Source organism: Amycolatopsis methanolica 239, assembly GCF_000739085.1.
GTDB lineage: Bacteria > Actinomycetota > Actinomycetes > Mycobacteriales > Pseudonocardiaceae > Amycolatopsis_E > Amycolatopsis_E methanolica.
Map to the genome: position 1 here is coordinate 2,952,703 of NZ_CP009110.1, position 17,949 is coordinate 2,970,651.

The window sequence follows — 17,949 nt, forward strand, 5'->3', positions numbered from 1 at the left end:
CGTCGGCACCCACGATGGACACTAGGAGCCGCACAGGTCCGCCGTGAGGTCCTCCAGGCGGCTCCGGCGTGCGTCATTTGTCGCGCCCCGGGCTGTCTCGATGCCGGGCGAAACCACGCGCCGGCTCGGGTCTACTGGGCTGCATGAGCCACTCCGGTCGCCTGGCGGAACTCGTGCGCGCCATGAGCTACGAGGTAATGCCGTTCGCGAGCACCGAACGGAAGGTCCTCGAGCACGTGCCGGTGACCGTGCCGCTGACGGTCACGGTCACCGAGGCGAAGGGCCTCGACACCACCCTCGACCTCACCGAACGGCTGCTCGGCCACGGTTACCGCGCCACCCCGCACCTGGCCGCGCGGTTGTTCCGGGACGACCGGCACGTCGCCGACGTGGCGTCCCGCCTGCGGGAGGCCGGCGCCGACTCGGTGTTCGTCGTCGGCGGTGACGCACCCGCCCCGGCCGGGCCCTACCCCGACGCCTACGCGCTGCTGCAGGCGCTGGAACGCGCCGGGCACTCGTTCCGCGCGATCGGCATCGGCGGCTACCCCGAGGGCCACGGCGTCATCCCCCAGGAGGCGGTCGACCTCGCGCTGAAGCAGAAGGCGCCGCTGGCCACGCGGATCCTCACGCAGATCTGTTTCACCGCCGCGACCACGCACGCCTGGGCGGAGCGGATCGCCGCGTCTGGCATCGACCTGCCCATCCACGTCGGCATCCCCGGGCCGGTCAACCGGCAGAAGCTGATCCGCATCTCGGCCGGCCTCGGACTCGGCCAGTCCGCGCGGTTCCTGCGCAAGCAGCAGAGCCTGCTGTGGCGGTTCCTGCTGCCCGGCGCCTACCAGCCCGGCAAACTGGCGCGGCGGCTCGCGTCCCGGCCCGCCGGGAACATCCGGGGCCTGCACATCTTCACCTTCAACGAGCTCGCGGGCACCGAACGGTGGCGGCAGGGCCTGTTGGCCACGCTCGGCGTCGAGGAGGGCAGGCCGTGACCAGCAGCATCGTCGCCGAGGACTACGGGCGGCTCATCGTGCAGGGCGCCGACCGGCCGGGCATCGTCTCGGCGGTGTCGGCGATCCTGGCCGGGCACGGCGCCAACGTGGTCGCGCTCGACCAGTCCACCAGCGACCCCGCGGGCGGCCGGTTCTTCCAGCGCACCGTCTTCCACCTGCCGGACCTGCCGTCGAAACTGCCCGCGCTGGGCGAGGCGCTGGACGCGAAGCTGGTGGACGAGCTCGGCCTGACCTACCGGCTGGTCGAGGCGCGGCGGCACAAACGCGTCGCGATCCTGGTGTCCAAGATGGACCACTGCCTGCTGGACCTGCTGTGGCGGCAGCGGCGCGGCGAGCTGCGCATGACGGTGCCGATGGTGATCTCCAACCACCCCGACGTCGGCGACGACGTCCGGCAGTTCGGCATCCCGTTCTTCCACGTGCCGGTGGAGAAGGAGCGCAAGGCCGAGGCGGAGAAGGAGCAGCTGAACCTGCTCAAGGGCAACGTCGACCTCGTGGTGCTGGCCCGGTACATGCAGATCCTGTCCGGCGGTTTCCTGGACGAGCTGGGCGTGCCGGTGATCAACATCCACCACTCGTTCCTGCCCGCGTTCATGGGTGCGGGTCCTTACCAGCGGGCGAAGGAACGCGGCGTGAAGCTGGTCGGCGCGACCGCCCACTACGTCACCGAGGACCTCGACGAGGGGCCGATCATCGAGCAGGACGTCATCCGCGTGTCGCACCGCGAGTCCGCCCGCGACCTGCAGCGCCGGGGCGCCGACGTGGAACGGCTCGTGCTGTCCCGCGCCGTGTCCTGGCACTGCGACGACCGCGTCATCCGCGACGGCAACACCACCGTCGTCTTCTGAAGGAGGGACCATGGGCCAGGCGCGCGACGACTACGTCCTGGATCTGACGGCCAGCAGGCGGGGCTACGCCCTGAACCGGATGTGCCTGTCGCTGAAGGACGCGGCCAACCGCGAGCGTTTCAGCGCCGACGAGGCCGCCTACTGCGATTCCTACGGCCTGTCGCCGGAGCAGAAGAAGGCGGTCCTGGAACGGGACTGGACCGGGATGCTCGACCTGGGAGCGTCCATTTTCTACACCTACAAGCTGGCCATGATGGACCAGAAGTCGATGCAGTACCTCGGTGGCGTGTTCACCGGGATCACCGCGGAGGAGTTCGCGGCGGCGCTGCGCTCGGGAGGGCGGAAGTTTGGCTGAGGTGAGCTGGGGTCTGGCGACCTCGCACGTGCCCTCGATCGGCGCGGCGATGGACCAGGGCAAGACGGGCGACGAGTACTGGAAGCCGTTGTTCGACGGCTACGCCCCGGCCCGGGAGTGGATGGCCGAGCACACGCCGGACGTGGCGATCGTGGTGTACAACGACCACGCCAACGCCGTGGACCTGGACCTGGTGCCCACGTTCGGCATCGGCACCGCGGAGTCCTACCAGGTGGCCGACGAGGGCTGGGGCCGCCGCCCGGTGCCCGTGGTGCGAGGCGCGCCGGAGCTGAGCGAGCACCTCGTGTGCGAGCTGGTGGACGAGGGGTTCGACCTGGCCACCTTCCACCGCCTCGACGTCGACCACGGGCTGACCGTGCCGCTGTCGGTGTACTGCCCGGAGCCGGGGGAGGCGTGGCCGTGCCGCGTGATCCCGTTGTTGGTCAACGTGATCCAGTACCCGCAGCCCACCGCGGCCCGCTGCTACGCGCTCGGGCAGGCGCTGGGACGGGCGATCCGGTCGTTCCCCGGCGCGGAGAAGGTCGCCGTGTTCGGCACCGGCGGGATGTCGCACCAGCTGGCCGGCGCGCGCGCCGGGCTGATCAACAGCGAGTTCGACCGGATGTACCTGCAGGCGATCGAGACCGAGCCGGCGAAGCTGGCCGCGCTGAGCCGCGAGGACTACATCCGGCTGGCCGGGACGGAGGGGATCGAGCTGATCATGTGGCTGGTGATGCGCGGTGCGCTGAGCGACAACATTCGGCGGGTGCACGAGACCTACCACGTGCCGGCGTCCAACACCGCCGCCGGGCTGGCGCTGTTCGAGGAGCTGGGCGCATGAGCACCTTCGTGCTGGTGCACGGCGCGTGGCACGGCGGCTGGGTGTGGCAGCGGGTGGCGCCGCTGCTGCGGGCCGCCGGGCACGAGGTGCACACGCCGACGCTGACCGGGGTGAGCGACCGGGCGCACCTGCTGAGCCCGGCGGTCGGGCTGGGCACGCACGTCGAGGACGTCGTGGCGCTGATCCGGACGTGGGACCTGGACGACGTGGTGCTGGTCGGACACAGCTACGCCGGGCAGGTGATCACGGGCGTGGCCGACCGGGTGCCGGACCGGGTGGCGCGGCGGGTGTACCTGGACGCGTTCGTCGGCGACGACGGCGAGGCCGCGGTCGACCTGCAGCCGGAGACGATCGCCGGGCACTACCGCGAGTCGGTCGCCACGGCCGGGTTCGGGTGGCTGATCCCGGTGCGGTCGCTGCAGGTGCTCGGGGTGACGGAGCAGTCCGATGTGGACTGGCTGAGCGCCCGGCTGACCCCGCACCCGTGGCTGAGCTACACCGAACCGCTGCGCCTGACCGGCGCGGTGGAGCGCGTGCCCGCCGCGTTCGCCGAGTGCACCGACTGGATGCGGGTCTTCCAGCCGCACGCGGAACGGGCCGCCGCGCGGGGCTGGCCGGTGCACACGATCGCCACCGGGCACGAGGCGATGGTCACCGCGCCCAAGGACCTGGCCGGCCTGTTGTTGTCCCTGGTCTGAGGAGGAGTCTTCGTGGAGTTCCTGGTCCGCACCGAGAACCGGCTGCCCGCCGACACGCCCGGCCAGACCCGCGACCAGCTGCGCAAGGCGGAGCGCGAGCGGGCGATGGAGCTGCGGGCGGACGGCGTGCTGAAGCGGCTGTGGCGGGTCCCCGGCCGCAACGCCACGATCGGCCTCTACGAAGCCGAGGACCCCGCCGCCCTGCACGACGCGCTGACGTCCCTGCCGATGTGGCCATGGATGGACGTGACGGTGGAGCCGCTGGCCACGCATCCGCAGGAGCGCTGAGCGTGCGACAGGTCGCGCAGGGCGCGGCAGCTCCGGCCACGGTGGCGCTGCTCGCCGCCAGCCGTGCGGAGCACCTCCCGGAGGTGCAGGGCACGCCCGGCGCGTCCCTGGGCGCGCTGAGTGCGCAGCCTGGCGCTGCCGGCCACGCCGCCGCTTGCCTCGGCGTGGCGCGGCGCTGCCCCACGACTCGTGCGGACCGGCACCTCGGGAGCGCTACGCGCGCAGCGCCTCCCCGAGCACGTCCATCGCGTCGTGCAGGAGGTCGTCGCTGATCGTCAGCGGTGGCAGGAACCGCAGGACGTTGCCGTGCGTGCCGCAGGTCAGCACGATCACCCCGCGCTCGTGCGCCGCCGCCGCGACCGCCTTCGCCAGCGCCGCGTCGGGGTCGAGAGTGTCCGGCCGCACCAGCTCGACCGCGATCATCCCGCCCCGGCCGCGCACGTCGCCGATCCGCGGGTCGTCCAGCCCGCGCAGCCGGGACTCCAGCAGCGAGCCGATCTCCCGCGCGCGGGCCACGAGTCCGTCCTGCTCGATGGTCTCGATGGCGGCCAGCGCGGCCGCGCACGCGAGCGGGTTGCCGCCGTAGGTGCCGCCCAGCCCGCCGGCGTGCACGGCGTCCATGATTTCCGCGCGCCCGGTCACCGCCGACAGCGGCAGCCCGCCCGCGATGCCCTTCGCCGTCACGATCAGGTCCGGAACCACACCCTCGTGGTCGCACGCGAACCAGTCGCCGGTGCGGGCGAACCCGGTCTGGACCTCGTCGGCGACGAACACGACGCCGTTCGCCCGGCACCACGAGGCCAGCGCGGGCAGGAAACCGGGCGCGGGCTCGACGAACCCGCCCTCGCCCTGGATCGGCTCGATCACCACCGCCGCCAGGTTCGCCGCGCCGACCTGCTTCTCGATCACGTCCAGCGCCCGGCCCGCCGCCTCGGCCCCGGACAGCCCGCCGTCGCGGAACGGGTAGGACAGCGGCGCGCGGTAGACCTCGGGCGCGAACGGCCCGAACCCGTGCTTGTAGGGCATGGACTTCGCGGTCATCGCCATCGTCAGGTTGGTGCGGCCGTGGTAGGCGTGGTCGAACACGGCCACCGCGCCGCGGCCGGTGTGCGCCCGCGCGATCTTGACCGCGTTCTCGACGGCCTCCGCGCCCGAGTTGAACAGTGCCGTGCGCTTCTCGTGATCGCCGGGCGTCAGCCGGCCGAGTGCCTCGGCGACGGCCACGTACCCCTCGTACGGGGTGACCATGAAACAGGTGTGGGTGAACGCCTCGACCTGTTCCCGCACCGCGCGCGCGACCCGCGGGTTGCTCGCGCCGACCGTGGTGACCGCGATGCCCGAGCCGAGGTCGATCAGGTGGTTGCCGTCGACGTCGACCACGATGCCGCCGCCTGCCGCGGCCGCGAAGACCGGCATCGTGGTGCCGACCCCCGCGGCGACCGCGGCGCCCTTGCGTGCCATGAGTTCGCGGGATCGCGGTCCCGGGATCGCCGTCTCCAGCCGCCGCTGCTGGCGGATTTTTGTGCCCGTGCTCGTGGTCATGTCCCAGTTTCGGAAGTGACCCGTCATGCTGTCCAATACTTGGTCGGCAGAATTTTGATGCCCGGGAGGCATAATGGAGTTGCGGCACCTCCGGTACTTCGTGGTGACCTGCGAGGCAGGCACGGTCAGCCGGGCGGCCGAGCTGCTGCACATCACCCAGCCGAGCCTGTCGCGGCAGCTGCGCCAGCTGGAGGACGAGCTGGGCGCCGAGCTGTTCGACCGCGCCGGGCGGCGGATGACGCCGTCGCGGGTCGGCCGGGCTCTGCTGGCGAACGCGCGGGACGTGCTGGAGCGGGCCGCGGCGCTGAAGACGGCGGCGACGTTCCACGCGCACGGCCGCATCGACCGCCTCACGATCGGCGCGCCGACGGTGACCCTGACCGACGTGGTGGCCCCGTTCATCGCGACGCTGGCCCCCGAGGACCCGACGATCGACGTGCTGGGCGCGGACGGCCTGTCCGCGGTGGAGACCCTGGCCCGCGGCGCCGACCTCGCGATCGCCACGGCCGCGCCGCGGGCGCCCTACCGGTCGCGGCGGCTGGCGGTGCTGCCGGTGTGGGCGTACGTGCCGGAGCGGCACCCGTGGAGCGGCCGGGGGAGCGTGCCGCTCGCGGAGGTGCTCGAAGAGCAGGTGATCGTCCTGCCACCGGCGTTCACCGCGCGGCAGTCGCTGGACGCGGCGCTGCTGGAGCTGGGCACGACCTACGCGCGGGTGATCGAGGCCGCGAACGGCACCGTGGCGCAGGCGCACGCCGCGGCGGGCCGCGGCGTGGCGCTGGTGTCGGATGATCCGCGGTTCGGGCTGGTGCCGTTGCGGGTGGGCACGGGGGAGCGCCGGCTGGAGATCAAGCTGACCGCGGCGTGGGACGCGCGGCACGAGGCGGCGGCGACGCTGGAGGCGTTCGCCGGGCGTTTGAGTGATTTCGTGGGGGAGCGGTACGGGTGAGCGCTCGTTGCGGAACGCGCGGGGGTCGTTGAGGAAGCAGCGGCGGCTGCGGCGCTGGGAGCGCGCCCACCGGTGTGAGCGCTCAGTCCTTCAGGAACGCGATCAGCTCGGCGGTGAAGTCCGGATCGCGCAGGGCGCTCAGGTGATCGCCCGCCACTACGCGCACCGCCGCGCCCGGGATCGCGCGGGCCAGGACCGCCGGGCGAGCGGATCGTCGCGGCCGGCGAGGACCAGCGTGGACGTCGAGGAGCGTCGACACGTCCTGCGCCATCCGCGCTTCGCCGTAGTACGCCGGGTCGTGCGGCTTTCCCGACTCGCCGTGCCCGCGTGCGTCGATCGTCGCCACCCGGCGGCCCGCCGCGTGAACCCGTGGTGCAGCAGCACGAGCGGCAGGTCCGAGTCCTGCTCCCGCACCTGGTAGGCGATGTCGACGCCGTCGGTGGCCGGGAAGACCGGCATGCGGCGGGTACCCTTCGTCCTCGGTCAGGGCAACGCGATGCGCACCCCGAGCCCGACCAGCAGCGTGCCCATCACCGCGTCGATCGCGCGCCGCACCCGCGTCGCCGACAGCACCCGCCGCAGCGCGCCGACCACCTTCGCGAGCACCAGGAACCAGACGAGGGTGACCCCGGACGCCACGACGACCAGCAGCAGGTGGTCGACGGCCCCGGCGCCCTCGGACACGAACTGCGGCAGGAGCGCCAGGAAGAACGCCGCCACCTTGGGGTTGAGCAGGTTGCACACCAGCCCCTGGTGGAACGCGCTGCCGGTGCCCGCGGCCGGTCCGGGAGCGGTGTACCGGCCGCGGCGGGCGGTCAGCAGGGTCCGCACGCCCAGCACCAGCAGGTACGCCGCGCCGGCGAGCTTGACGACGGTGAACGCGACCGCGGACGCGGCGAGCAGCCCGGCCACCCCGAGCGCGGTGGCGATCGCCCAGCAGAACACCCCGGTGGTGATCCCCGCCGCGCAGGTCATGCCGGCCCGCCGCCTGGACACCAGCGCGTTCTTGCTGACGATCAGGAAATCCGGCCCCGGAGCCATCGCGGCGAGCAACGATGACGCCCCCAAGTGCCACGAGCTGGGTCATGGTCATCCGCCGACGATACCGCCAGGGTGACCGCCCGCACGCGGTTTTCCGGAAAGGTTCCCAGTGGACGTGAGAGGCGGACGGGTTGCCTTGGTGGCTCCGCCTAGTGGAGTCGGTCACGGCGGCGCCGGTCGCCTCCTGAACAATCGTCAGGCGGCGCGGGCCGTCCCCTCGCCGAGACGGTCCAGCAGGTCGTCCCGGTGCAGGTCGGCCACCGGGGACAGCAGGTCGGGGTGCCGGAGCAGCACAGCGGCCTGCCGGTCGCGCACGTCGGGGTCGGTGAGGCGCCGGAAGTCCGGCGCGAGGCCCGCCGCGTGGACCGAGCCGCTGACCGTGGCGGCCGCGGCCACCGCAAGTGAGCGGTCCGCCAGCAGGCACGCCGCCCAGCTGGCCACGACCTCGTCCACCCACGTGCGCCACGCGGTGTCCTCGCCCGGCACCACGTCGACGCCCGCCACCCAGTCCAGCCGCCCGGACCCGCCGGGGCCGACGACCCCGAGGAGCCCCGCGTCCAGCGCCGTGGGGTACCGCAGCCACGCGGCGACCGTCGCGGCCTGGCGGCACTGAGCCTCCGCCAGTGCGGCGCTCAGCGCGCCGCGCTCGGGCGGGTACGCGCGCAACAGCCACTGCGCGGTGGCCGCGATGACGGACGACAGGTCGGCGGACACTTCCGAACACCTTCCGGAAAACGTGGGGGTCCGAGCACGCTAACAGCTCGCCGCGGCCGTTCCGGCACACTTTTGCCGCACGTCACAGCCGTCGTGACCGCGATCATGGGACCAGTCCGGCCCCCGGAACGCAGAAACGCGGCGATCAGTAGATCGCCGCGTTTCTGCAGAGGTGGTGCGCGATACTGGGATTGAACCAGTGACCTCTACCGTGTCAAGGTAGCGCTCTCCCGCTGAGCTAATCGCGCGAGGTGGAGACGGGATTCGAACCCGTGTACACGGCTTTGCAGGCCGTTGCCTCGCCTCTCGGCCACTCCACCGTGCGGGCCCGAGTGGGCTCCTCCGAGCGGACGACGGGATTCGAACCCGCGACCCTCACCTTGGCAAGGTGATGCGCTACCAGCTGCGCTACGTCCGCCTACCGTGACTCAGGGTTCCGAAGGTCCCCGTCGCCGTGGTGTGAGAGAACAATATCCGACCCGGCAACCCGCGAAAACAGGGGGGTGGGTGTTCCGCGCCCCCGCGCGGGTGCTATCCAAGATCGTTTGGGATCAGGTGCGTGAGCGCGTCGTCCATGTCGATCCACAGGTGTTCGTTGCCCGGCAGTACCACGTCGTAGGTGCGGTCCAGGAAGTCGGCGAGCTCCTGGGCGGACGCCTCGAACACGGCGTGCCCGGACGGCGAGTTCAGCTCGATCATCACGGACTCGGGGTCCTCGACCGACGGGCGGATGCGGACGTCGCCGTCCCCGGCCTCGGCCAGCAGGCCGTCGGCAAGCAGGTCGCGGGCGTACACCCATTCGACCCAGCCGGCGCGGCCGGTGCGGAACGCCGCGACGACCGCGTACGGGTCGCGGGTGTCGTACCGCAGCTCCACCTTCACGGGCACGGCCGGGGCACGCGGCGCGAGGAGGTCGAACACCGCTGTGGAGCGGAGCGTCACGTGGTCGTTGCGCATCGTCTTACCTTTCGTCTCCCTTCACGGCCCGCTCGGCCGAGCTTCGAGTGTGAGACGCACGTACCCGCCGTCTCGCTTCGCGAAATCCCCGGGCTTCACCCGGACGGGTTCGCGGCGTCTCCCGCACTCACGCTCGCGCGGTACCGGCCTGCGGGACCGGCCTCGCTGATCGTCTACCCACATACTGCTCGGTTTGACGCGGGCAGGACAGCGTGGCTTCGCCGCCCGGCGCGTGACCTGGATCGCCCAACGGCCGGGACCTACCTCGATCACCTCGGGCTTCTCCGCAGCGTGTCGGGTCATATCCGCAGCGTGTGGTCCAAAGACCACCCGTTTGCAGTGCCCGGCAGGCTATCCGCTAGAGTTCCCTCTCGTACGGACGGGGGCGATTAGCTCAGCGGGAGAGCGCTTCGTTCACACCGAAGAGGTCACTGGTTCGATCCCAGTATCGCCCACCACTGAACCCGGCCCCAGGTGAAGCCACTCTGACGTCCAGTCCCAAGGCTTCCAACCTGGGGCTGTTTTGTTTCATTCCGGCACTGGTTCCACGTCACTCTGGCGCGGGAGACCGCCGTCACCTCACCCCGTTCGTCCCCTGGATCCGTGTGAGGGCTGCGGGAAGCGGTGTGGCCGCGGTAACACGAAACGCTCGCTCCTGCTGCTGAAACGAGGTGAGTTCGCTGTCGCCGCATCGGAACTCCGACGAGCCTCCCCCGCCGAAGATCGCGACTACTCCCTGCGCGCCGTCGACCGGGCGTGCGCCGTCCTCAACCTGCTGCAGGAGTCGGTGGACGGCATCACCCTCAACGAGGTGGTCGAGGCCACCGGCATGCCGAAGTCCTCGGCCTACCGCTACCTGTGGACGCCGGAGACCCACCGCTACGTCGAGCGGGACGAGGCGACCGGCCTGTGCCGGCCGGGCCTGGGCTTCCTCGGCATGCAGTCCCGGCACCTCGAACTGCTCCGTGAGCGGGTGCGGCCGTGGCTGGAGGGCGTGCGGGACGAGTTCGGCGAGACCGCGAACCTCGGGCTGCGGGACAGCGACCACATCATCTACATCGACATCATCGAAAGTCGGCGCGGCGTGCGGCTGGCCGCCTCCCGCGGCGACCGCGACCCGCTGCACTCCGCGGCCCTGGGCAAGGCGATCGCCGCGGACCTGCCCGAGGCGCGGGTGCGCGAGCTGCTGGAGCGGTCCGGGATGCCGGCGCGCACCGAACGGACCATCGTCACGATCGAGGACTACTTCGCCGAGCTGGACAAGGTCCGGGCCCAGGGGTACGCGGTGGACGACGGCGAGAACGAGGCCGACGGGCGGTGCGTCGCCGTGCCGTTGCTGGGGACCAACCTGCCCGCGGCGATTTCGCTGAGCGCCCCGGCGGCGCGGTTCCCGCAGCGGGACGTGGCCGGGGCGGCGAGGGCGTCGCGGCGCATCGCGGAGCAGATTTCCACCCGGCCCTCCGGTGAGGTGGCGTAGGGGTCCAACGGAGGGCGCGTTCCGTGATTCCGGCCCGCGGTCGCCGCGCACCGTGGAGATTCTTTGGTGGAAAGGGAACCCCGGTGCACCGGGGAGGACGGAAAGACGCAAGTGCGCCGAGGTTCCCTCGCCAACCAGCCGCGGCCGGGGTGTCAATGGCTGTGGCACTACAGCTGGCCGCCGCGCCGGTGGGGAACAAGCGTGCGGCGGGAGCAATCCTCGCCGCCGGGCGGCCCTCCGGCAATGCCCCGAACGGGGCAATTTCAGCTTCTACATTTTACTAGATGAAACACATGCGGAAGTGGTCAATTAACCGGCTACCAGGAGTAGTTGTTTGCGGGTGAGCAACGACCGCGGTCCGTCACCTGGCTGTGATCGAACCGTGGCCGGAGAGCTGCCGGATCACTGGCGAAATTCCTTGGAGTGGCTTGTAACACCACTCTGAACGTCGCCGATTCCAGGGCAGATGCCGCCCCAGCTGGGGTCGGCGGAGCAAAGAGCACGATTACTTTGCGTAATCGTCGGCGTGATCGGGGCGCGCCGGCACCCAGCCGGACGTCGCGGGAGGTCGGATGGAAGAGCCGGTGCGGAAGCCCATGCCGCTGGGGGAGGCGGTTGTGGGTTCCGAAACGCGAGGCCCCGCGGGCCACGCCCGGCTGCACGCCGTCGGCCCGGGCGAGAAGAGCACTCCCCGCGCGGCCGCCCAGCCCTGGGAGAACCGGTACCGCTCCTACGTGATCATCGCGGACGTGGTCGCCACGCTGCTGGTCATCGTGACCGGCGCGCTGCTGATCCTCGACATCACCGGACGGCCCTACTTCCTGCACGCGTCGGGCACCGCGCTCGCGATCCTCTGCTCGCTGCCGATCAACCACGCCTGGAGCCAGCACGTGCTCGGCGAAGGCACCGAGGAGTTCCGCCGCCTCGGGCGTAGCCTCGTGATCGCCGCCGTGGTCGTGGCGCTCGCCGGGCTGCTCTTCGGCGCGCTCGACGTGCAGCCGTGGGTCTTCTACGCGGTCCCGGCCGTCGCGCTGATCGCGTTCCCGCTGCGGTACGGGCTGCGGCAGGTGCTGCACCGCAAGCGCCGCGCAGGCGAGTGCATGCACTCGGTGATCGCGGCAGGGTCGGCGGACACACTGCGCGACCTGATCGAGCGCACCCGAACCGAATCGCACGTGGGGTGGCAGGTGTCGGCCGTGTGCACCGCGGCCGGGCAGGGCGAGCGCGCCACCGGCGAGATCGGCGGCATCGCGGTGGCCGGCCGCCTCGACGAGCTCGCCGACCAGGTCCGCCGCGGCGGTTACCGGGTCGTGGCGGTCACCTCCGATCCGCATTGGACACCGGAGCGGCTGCAGCAGCTGGCGTGGGACCTCGAGGGCACGGGCGCCGAACTTGTCGTCGCCCCGGTCCTGATGGAGATCGCCGGGCCACGGCTCAACGTCTCCGGTGTGCTCGGCATGCCGCTGCTGCGGGTTTCGGCGCCCACGTTCACCGGCGGCCGCCGTGTCGTGAAGGACATCGTCGACCGTATGGGCGCCGCCGCGCTGATCGTGCTGGCCGCGCCGCTCCTGCTCGGCATCGCGGCGCTGATCAAGCTCAACGACCGCGGCCCGGTGTTCTACCGCCAGCTGCGTGTCGGCCGCGACGGCCGCACCTTCACCATGGTCAAGTTCCGCACCATGGTCATTGACGCCGACCGCCTGCGGCACGGCCTGCTCGGCGACAACGAGGGTTCCGGCCCGCTGTTCAAGCTCCGCCGCGACCCGCGCATCACCCGCATCGGCGCGGTGCTGCGCCGGTACTCCCTCGACGAGCTGCCGCAGCTGTTCAACGTCCTCGGCGGCACCATGTCGCTCGTCGGCCCGCGCCCGCCGCTGCCCGCCGAGATCGAAAACTACGAGCGCGCCGCGCGCCGCAAGCTGCTCGTCAAGCCGGGCATGACCGGGCTGTGGCAGGTCAGCGGGCGCAGCGACCTGTCCTGGGAGGAGGCCGTCCGCCTCGACCTGCGCTACGTCGAGGACTGGTCGCTGGCGCTGGACATGGCGATCCTGTGGAAGACGTTCCGCGCGGTCACCGGAGGCCGGGGCGCGTACTGACGCCCGTCTCTGGCACCCTTGCCGGACGTGCAGGCTCTCACCTTCCCCCGTCTCCGCTCGGTAGCGCTGCTCGGCGCCCACTGCGACGACCTCGCCATCGGCGCCGGCGGCGCGCTGCTCACCTTGTGCGCGCACCGCCCGGACCTCGAGGTGCACGCGCTCGTCCTGTCCGGCGGCGGCACCGAGCGCGCCGCCGAGGAACAGGCCGCGCTCACCGAGTTCTGCGCCCCGGCGCGCGTCGAGCTGACCGTGCTGGACCTGCCCGACGGGCGGATGCCCGCGCACTGGAACGCGGTCAAGGACGCGGTCACCGCGCTGCGCGGCCGCGTCACGCCGGACCTGGTGTTCGCGCCGCAGCCCGCCGACCGCCACCAGGACCACCGCTTGCTCGCCGAGATCGTGCCCACCGTGTTCCGCGACCAGCCCGTGCTCGGCTACGAGATCCTCAAGTGGGACGGCGACCTCGGCCAGCCCACGGTGTACCAGCCGCTCACCGAGGAGGTCGCCGAGGCGAAGGCCGACCTGCTGGCCAAGCACTACCCCTCGCAGCACGGCCGGGACTGGTACACCCGTGACGCCTTCCTCGGCCTGGCCCGGCTGCGCGGGGTGCAGCAGCACACCCGCTACGCGGAGGCCTTCTACGTGGACAAGCTCGCGCTGGCGCTCGGCGAGGGGGCGCGGTGATCACCTGCCGGGCGTGCGGCGCCACCGACGGCGAGGTCGTGCTGGACCTGGGGGAGCAGCCGCCGTGCGACCTGTTCCCGCCCGCGGCCGATCCCGGCCCGGATCCGGTGTGGCCGCTGCGGATGTGGATGTGCGCGCGGTGCGCGCTGGCCCAGCTGGCCGAGGATCCGGGCACGGCCGAGGAATCCGCCGGGGTGGAGCCGAAGGCGTTGACCGACCAGGCGGCCGCCGCGGTCGCGCGCCTCACGGGTGCCGGGCTGGTGCGACCGGGCGCGACCGTGGCGGAGTTCGGCAGCCCGCACGGCGGTTCGTGGCTGCCGCTGCTGCGCGCCGCGGGCATGCGGGAGGCGGCCGAGGACGAGCCCGCGGACGTCGTCGTCGACTGCTTCGGGTTGATGCACGAACCGGACCAGCGCGCGGCCATGGCCCGCCGCGCCGCGCGGCTCGCGCCCGGCGGCGCCTTGCTGATGCAGTTCCACTCGCTGGCCTCGATCGTCCGGCTGGGGCAGTGGAACGCCTTGCGCCACGGGCACTTCGCCTACTACTCCACCCCGGCCGCGATCACTCTGGCCGCGTCCGCGGGCCTGCGGCCCGGCCGCAGCTGGACCTTCGACCTCTACGGCGGCACCGTGCTCCTCGAACTCACCCGTGACGCGAGTATGGCGGCGGAGACCGCCGGCCTGGTGGCCGGGGAACGCGCCGCCGGGGCCGACCGGATTCCGGTCGTCGCCGGGCTCGGCCGGGCCGTCGAAGCGGGCTGCGACCGCGTCCGCGCGCGGCTGCGGGAGCTCGCGGGGCAGCGCGTCGTCGGCTACGGCGCCGCGTCCAGGGCTGTGGTGTTGCTGCGCCGCGCCGGAATCGATAGCGATCTGTTGCCGGAGATCGCGGACGTCTCGCCCGCGAAGCACGGCCGGCGCATGCCCGGTACCCGGATCCCAGTGGTATCAACGGAAGTCCTCACCCACCCGATTCCGCGCGCTGTCCTCCTGTTCGTCTCCGATCTCGAGCCCGAGGTGCGCGCCGCCTTCCCGCAGCTCGACGGCGACCACTGCGAGTGGATCGTGGCGTGAATCGTGGCCGGTCAATCCGGTCAAAACGCGAAGATGATCTCTTCCCGGTGACTTCTCGTGGGGTAGGGCACTACGGCGAGTGGTAGTGATCACCCGATCGGGGTGAGCTGATCACTCGGTTGCTCGTAACGCTGACCACTGCCATCCCTATAGTCACGTTGACATAGGCCCCTTCCGGGCCGGGAGGATCGATCACCGGGGAGCACGCCGCACCATGTCAGCCCAGACGCTGTCCTGCCGCCTGTGCGGTTCGCCGGGTCTGCGCAGCGTGGTCGACCTCGGCGCGAGCCCGCCCTGCGAATCGTTCCTCGCCGCGGCGGACCTCGACGCGCCCGAGCCGGCGTACCCGCTGCATCTGCGGATCTGCCCGGAGTGCCTGCTGGCCCAGCTGCCGCCCCTGATCGATCCCGCCGAGACGTTCACCGAATACGCTTACTTTTCGTCGTTTTCCCACTCCTGGCTGGCGCACGCCGAGAAGTTCGTCGACTCCGCGGTGAGCCGCCTCGGGCTCGGCCCGGACTCCTTCGTCGTCGAGGTCGCCAGCAACGACGGCTACCTTCTGCGCAACGTCGTCGGCCGCGGCCTGCGCTGCCTGGGCATCGAACCCTCGGTCAACGTCGGCGCGGCCGCGCGCGAGGCCGGGGTGCCGACCCTGACCGCGTTCCTGACGCCGGAGACCGGCGCCGCGGTCCGCGCCGAGCACGGGCCCGCGGACCTGGTGGTGGCCAACAACGTCTACGCGCACATCCCGGACGTCCTCGGTTTCACGAAGGGCCTGCGCGCGCTGGTCGCCGACGACGGCTGGGTCTCGATCGAGGTGCAGCACCTGCTCAGCCTCGTCGAGCTGACCCAGTACGACACGATCTACCACGAGCACTTCCAGTACTACACGCTCGCCTCGGCGCAGCGGGCGCTCGCGACCGGCGGCCTGGCCGTGACCGACGTCGAACTGCTGGACACGCACGGCGGCTCGATCCGCGTGTGGGCGCGGCCCGCCGAGGCGGCGGGCGAGCCGTCCCCGCGGGTCGCCGAGGTGCTGGACACCGAGCGCGCCGCCGGGCTGCACGACCTGTCCGGCTACGCCGGTTTCGCGCGCCGCGTCGAGGAGATCCGGCTGTCGCTGCTGGAGTTCCTGATCGGCGCGAAGCGCCGCGGCGAGCGGGTCGTCGGCTACGGCGCGCCCGGCAAGGGCAACACCCTGCTCAACCACTGCGGGATCCGGCCCGACCTGCTCGAGTACACAGTGGACCGCAACCCGTACAAGCACGGCCGGTTCACGCCCGGCACGCGGATCCCGATCCACTCCCCGGAGCGGATCGCCGCGGACCGGCCCGACTACGTGCTCGTGCTGCCCTGGAACCTGCGCGCCGAGCTGACCGAGCAGCTGGCCCACGTCGCCGACTGGGGCGGCCGCCTGGTGTTCGCGATCCCGGAACTGGAGATCGTCTCCCCAGAGAATCCCGTGCTGCACGCTGTCGAGGTGAACTGAATGAAGGTGGTGCTCTTCTGCGGCGGCTACGGCATGCGCATGCGCAACGGCCCCGCGGACGACGTGCCCAAGCCGATGCAGATGGTCGGCCCGCGGCCGCTGCTGTGGCACGTGATGCGGTACTACGCGCACTTCGGGCACACCGACTTCATCCTGTGCCTCGGCTACGGAGCGCGGCACATCACGGACTTCTTCCTGACCTACACCGAGACCGCGTCCAACGACTTCGTGCTGCGCGGCGGTGAGGTCGAGCTGCTGTCCACCGACATCAGCGACTGGTCGATCACGTTCGTGCACACCGGAGTCGAGTCGCCGATCGGGGAGCGGCTGCGCCGGGTTCGCAAGCACGTCGAGGGCGAGGAGATGTTCCTCGCCAACTACGCCGACGTGCTCACCGACGCCCCGCTCGACGTCATGGTTGACAACCTCGCCGCCTCCGACGCCGGTGCGTCGATGATGGTGGTGCCGCCGCAGTCCTCGTTCCACTGCGTGGAGTTCCGGGACGGCACCAACCGTGTGTCCGGGATCAGCTCGGCGAGCCGGCTGCCGCTGTGGGAGAACGCCGGCTACTTCGTGCTGCGGCAGGAGATCTTCGACCACCTCCCGGAGAACGGCGACCTGGTCGAGGACGGCTGCGCGGCGCTGGCCGAAAAGGACCGGCTGATCGCCTACCCCTACCGCGGTTTCTGGCAGCCCGCCGACACGTTCAAGGAACGCGCCGCGCTCGACGCGGCCTACGAAAGCGGCGCGCGCCCGTGGATGCTGTGGGAGCGCCCGGCCCCGATCCCGGCGGAGGTGCGCTGATGCGGGTCCTGCTGACCGGGCACCAGGGCTACCTGGGATCGGTGATGGCGCCGGTGCTGCGCGAGGCGGGGCACGAGGTGCTGGGCCTGGACTCCGGCCTGTTCGCCGCGTGCGTGCTCGGGCCCGCCCCGGACGACCCGCCGGGCGATCCGGTGGACCTGCGCGACGTCACCGCCGAGCGGCTGTCCGGTGTGGACGCCGTGATCCACCTGGCCGCGCTGTCCAACGACCCGCTCGGCGCGCTCGCACCGGAGCTGACCTACGAGATCAACCACGCCGCGTCGGTGCGGCTGGCCAAGCTCGCCAAGGACGCCGGCGTGCGCCGCTTCCTCTACGCCTCCACCTGCTCGGTGTACGGCGCGGCGGGGGACGACCTGGTCACCGAGGACGCGCCGCTGCGGCCGGTCACCCCGTACGCGGAGTCCAAGGTGCGCGTCGAGGACGACCTGCACGACCTCGCCGACTCCGGGTTCAGCCCGGTGTACCTGCGCAACGCGACCGCCTTCGGGTTCTCCCCGCGGCTGCGCGCGGACATCGTGCTGAACAACCTGGTGGGCCACGCCGTGCTCACCGGCCAGGTGCGGGTGCTCTCCGACGGCACGCCGTGGCGGCCGCTGGTGCACGCGCACGACATCGCCACGGCCTTCGCGGCGGCGCTCACCGCGCCCACCGAAGCCGTGCACGACCGGGCGTTCAACGTGGGCACCGAGGCCAACAACCTCACGGTCCGCCAGATCGCCGAGTCCGTGGTTACCGCCGTGCCGGGCTCGGAACTGCTCATCACCGGCGAGGCTGGCCCCGATCACCGCTCCTACCGGGTGGACTTCTCCCGCATCCGGGAAGCGCTTCCCAGGTACGCGGCCGTCTGGTCCGTCGAGGACGGCGCGCGCGAGCTGGCCGGGCACTACACCCGCCACGGCCTGACCATGGACGCGTTCACGCAGCGCTACACCCGCCTCGCGTGGCTGAAGTCCGAGCAGGCAGGCGGCCGTCTCGCGGAAGATCTGCGAAGACACCGAACCTGACCGCAGGGCCGCGCGTCACACGATCGAGCACCAGCCCCGCACTTCCCCGACCCGCGCACCAGCC

The 17,949-nt window shown here is 71.8% G+C and carries 19 protein-coding genes and 4 tRNA genes; 15 read left to right on the forward strand and 8 right to left on the reverse strand.

Annotated elements, in window-relative coordinates; all coding sequences use genetic code 11:
• The first annotated feature begins 143 nt into the window (after positions 1-143).
• The 6 genes from AMETH_RS14135 to AMETH_RS14160 are packed head-to-tail and all read left to right on the forward strand — an operon-like array spanning position 144 to position 4,040.
• The gene (locus AMETH_RS14135) at positions 144-989 is read left to right on the forward strand and encodes a methylenetetrahydrofolate reductase (RefSeq protein ID WP_017987916.1); all 846 of its coding nucleotides are present in this window, start codon (positions 144-146) and stop codon (positions 987-989) included.
• Positions 986-1,858 (forward strand): formyltetrahydrofolate deformylase, encoded by an 873-nt coding sequence (purU, locus tag AMETH_RS14140; RefSeq protein WP_017987917.1) that lies wholly within the window; start codon positions 986-988, stop codon positions 1,856-1,858. The genes AMETH_RS14135 and purU overlap by 4 nt, the downstream gene beginning before the upstream one ends.
• Before the next feature lie 10 nt (positions 1,859-1,868).
• Complete coding sequence (locus AMETH_RS14145) at positions 1,869-2,213, forward strand: protocatechuate 3,4-dioxygenase (protein WP_017987918.1); 345 nt, start codon at positions 1,869-1,871, stop codon at positions 2,211-2,213.
• 1 nt (position 2,214) lies between these two features.
• Positions 2,215-3,054 (forward strand): class III extradiol dioxygenase subunit beta, encoded by an 840-nt coding sequence (locus AMETH_RS14150; RefSeq protein WP_017987919.1) that lies wholly within the window; start codon positions 2,215-2,217, stop codon positions 3,052-3,054.
• Complete coding sequence (locus tag AMETH_RS14155) at positions 3,051-3,752, forward strand: alpha/beta fold hydrolase (RefSeq protein WP_017987920.1); 702 nt, start codon at positions 3,051-3,053, stop codon at positions 3,750-3,752. The genes AMETH_RS14150 and AMETH_RS14155 overlap by 4 nt, the downstream gene beginning before the upstream one ends.
• 12 nt (positions 3,753-3,764) lie before the next feature.
• Complete coding sequence (locus AMETH_RS14160) at positions 3,765-4,040, forward strand: muconolactone Delta-isomerase family protein (RefSeq protein WP_017987921.1); 276 nt, start codon at positions 3,765-3,767, stop codon at positions 4,038-4,040.
• Between the two features lie 213 nt (positions 4,041-4,253).
• On the opposite strand, the gene gabT is transcribed toward AMETH_RS14160, so the two are convergent.
• Positions 4,254-5,582: a 4-aminobutyrate--2-oxoglutarate transaminase gene (gene gabT, locus AMETH_RS14165; protein WP_026153971.1), complete on the reverse strand. Its 1,329-nt coding sequence runs from the start codon at positions 5,580-5,582 to the stop codon at positions 4,254-4,256.
• 73 nt (positions 5,583-5,655) lie between these two features.
• Between gabT and AMETH_RS14170 the strand changes: the two genes are divergently transcribed.
• Positions 5,656-6,528 carry a LysR family transcriptional regulator gene (locus AMETH_RS14170; protein WP_017987923.1) on the forward strand — a complete coding sequence of 291 codons (873 nt, stop codon included), beginning with the start codon at positions 5,656-5,658 and terminating at the stop codon, positions 6,526-6,528.
• An 82-nt stretch (positions 6,529-6,610) separates the two neighbouring features.
• On the opposite strand, the gene AMETH_RS14175 is transcribed toward AMETH_RS14170, so the two are convergent.
• From AMETH_RS14175 to AMETH_RS14205, 7 genes are all read right to left on the reverse strand, one after another.
• A complete protein-coding gene (locus AMETH_RS14175; protein WP_017987924.1) occupies positions 6,611-6,874 on the reverse strand; it encodes a hypothetical protein in 264 nt (87 codons plus the stop codon).
• Between the two features lie 137 nt (positions 6,875-7,011).
• On the reverse strand, positions 7,012-7,569 hold the full coding sequence (locus AMETH_RS14180) for a LysE family translocator (RefSeq protein ID WP_017987925.1): 558 nt from the start codon (positions 7,567-7,569) through the stop codon (positions 7,012-7,014).
• A 195-nt stretch (positions 7,570-7,764) separates the two neighbouring features.
• Positions 7,765-8,283 carry a hypothetical protein gene (locus tag AMETH_RS14185; protein WP_017987926.1) on the reverse strand — a complete coding sequence of 173 codons (519 nt, stop codon included), beginning with the start codon at positions 8,281-8,283 and terminating at the stop codon, positions 7,765-7,767.
• A 173-nt stretch (positions 8,284-8,456) separates the two neighbouring features.
• A tRNA-Val gene (locus tag AMETH_RS14190) sits at positions 8,457-8,531 on the reverse strand.
• 1 nt (position 8,532) lies between these two features.
• Positions 8,533-8,603 (reverse strand) — tRNA-Cys (locus tag AMETH_RS14195).
• A gap of 25 nt (positions 8,604-8,628) precedes the next feature.
• Positions 8,629-8,701: transfer RNA gene (locus AMETH_RS14200), tRNA-Gly, on the reverse strand.
• A gap of 113 nt (positions 8,702-8,814) precedes the next feature.
• Positions 8,815-9,240 (reverse strand): SsgA family sporulation/cell division regulator, encoded by a 426-nt coding sequence (locus AMETH_RS14205; protein ID WP_017987927.1) that lies wholly within the window; start codon positions 9,238-9,240, stop codon positions 8,815-8,817.
• 383 nt (positions 9,241-9,623) lie between these two features.
• On the opposite strand from AMETH_RS14205, the gene AMETH_RS14210 reads away from it, so the two are divergent.
• The 8 genes from AMETH_RS14210 (at position 9,624) to AMETH_RS14245 (ending at position 17,885) form a co-directional block, all read left to right on the forward strand.
• Positions 9,624-9,698, forward strand: a tRNA-Val gene (locus AMETH_RS14210).
• A 329-nt stretch (positions 9,699-10,027) separates the two neighbouring features.
• Positions 10,028-10,717: an IclR family transcriptional regulator gene (locus tag AMETH_RS14215; RefSeq protein ID WP_017987928.1), complete on the forward strand. Its 690-nt coding sequence runs from the start codon at positions 10,028-10,030 to the stop codon at positions 10,715-10,717.
• 572 nt (positions 10,718-11,289) lie between these two features.
• Positions 11,290-12,813, forward strand: a complete 1,524-nt coding sequence (locus AMETH_RS14220) for a sugar transferase (RefSeq protein WP_017987929.1) — start codon at positions 11,290-11,292, stop codon at positions 12,811-12,813.
• Positions 12,814-12,831: 18 nt separating this feature from the next.
• Positions 12,832-13,497, forward strand: coding sequence for a PIG-L deacetylase family protein (locus AMETH_RS14225; RefSeq protein ID WP_017987930.1), 666 nt, complete (start codon positions 12,832-12,834; stop codon positions 13,495-13,497).
• The gene (locus tag AMETH_RS14230; RefSeq protein WP_017987931.1) at positions 13,494-14,567 is read left to right on the forward strand and encodes a class I SAM-dependent methyltransferase; all 1,074 of its coding nucleotides are present in this window, start codon (positions 13,494-13,496) and stop codon (positions 14,565-14,567) included. The genes AMETH_RS14225 and AMETH_RS14230 overlap by 4 nt, the downstream gene beginning before the upstream one ends.
• 214 nt (positions 14,568-14,781) lie before the next feature.
• Positions 14,782-16,056, forward strand: a complete 1,275-nt coding sequence (locus AMETH_RS14235) for a class I SAM-dependent methyltransferase (RefSeq protein ID WP_017987932.1) — start codon at positions 14,782-14,784, stop codon at positions 16,054-16,056.
• Positions 16,057-16,860 carry a glycosyltransferase family protein gene (locus tag AMETH_RS14240; RefSeq protein WP_017987933.1) on the forward strand — a complete coding sequence of 268 codons (804 nt, stop codon included), beginning with the start codon at positions 16,057-16,059 and terminating at the stop codon, positions 16,858-16,860.
• On the forward strand, positions 16,860-17,885 hold the full coding sequence (locus tag AMETH_RS14245; RefSeq protein ID WP_026153973.1) for an NAD-dependent epimerase/dehydratase family protein: 1,026 nt from the start codon (positions 16,860-16,862) through the stop codon (positions 17,883-17,885). Before AMETH_RS14240 ends, AMETH_RS14245 begins: the two co-directional genes overlap by 1 nt.
• The last annotated feature ends 64 nt before the right edge of the window (positions 17,886-17,949 follow it).

What these genes read in the sequence shown, in the direction of transcription:
- AMETH_RS14135 (WP_017987916.1), top strand. Translation starts at nt 144, where the DNA reads ATGAGCCACTCCGGTCGCCTGGCGGAACTCGTGCGCGCCATGAGCTAC.
- AMETH_RS14145 (WP_017987918.1), top strand. Translation starts at nt 1,869, where the DNA reads ATGGGCCAGGCGCGCGACGACTACGTCCTGGATCTGACGGCCAGCAGG.
- AMETH_RS14155 (WP_017987920.1), top strand. Translation starts at nt 3,051, where the DNA reads ATGAGCACCTTCGTGCTGGTGCACGGCGCGTGGCACGGCGGCTGGGTG.
- gabT (WP_026153971.1), bottom strand. Translation starts at nt 5,582, where the DNA reads ATGACCACGAGCACGGGCACAAAAATCCGCCAGCAGCGGCGGCTGGAG.
- AMETH_RS14170 (WP_017987923.1), top strand. Translation starts at nt 5,656, where the DNA reads ATGGAGTTGCGGCACCTCCGGTACTTCGTGGTGACCTGCGAGGCAGGC.
- AMETH_RS14180 (WP_017987925.1), bottom strand. Translation starts at nt 7,569, where the DNA reads ATGGCTCCGGGGCCGGATTTCCTGATCGTCAGCAAGAACGCGCTGGTG.
- AMETH_RS14205 (WP_017987927.1), bottom strand. Translation starts at nt 9,240, where the DNA reads ATGCGCAACGACCACGTGACGCTCCGCTCCACAGCGGTGTTCGACCTC.
- AMETH_RS14220 (WP_017987929.1), top strand. Translation starts at nt 11,290, where the DNA reads ATGGAAGAGCCGGTGCGGAAGCCCATGCCGCTGGGGGAGGCGGTTGTG.
- AMETH_RS14235 (WP_017987932.1), top strand. Translation starts at nt 14,782, where the DNA reads ATGTCAGCCCAGACGCTGTCCTGCCGCCTGTGCGGTTCGCCGGGTCTG.
- AMETH_RS14240 (WP_017987933.1), top strand. Translation starts at nt 16,057, where the DNA reads ATGAAGGTGGTGCTCTTCTGCGGCGGCTACGGCATGCGCATGCGCAAC.
- AMETH_RS14245 (WP_026153973.1), top strand. Translation starts at nt 16,860, where the DNA reads ATGCGGGTCCTGCTGACCGGGCACCAGGGCTACCTGGGATCGGTGATG.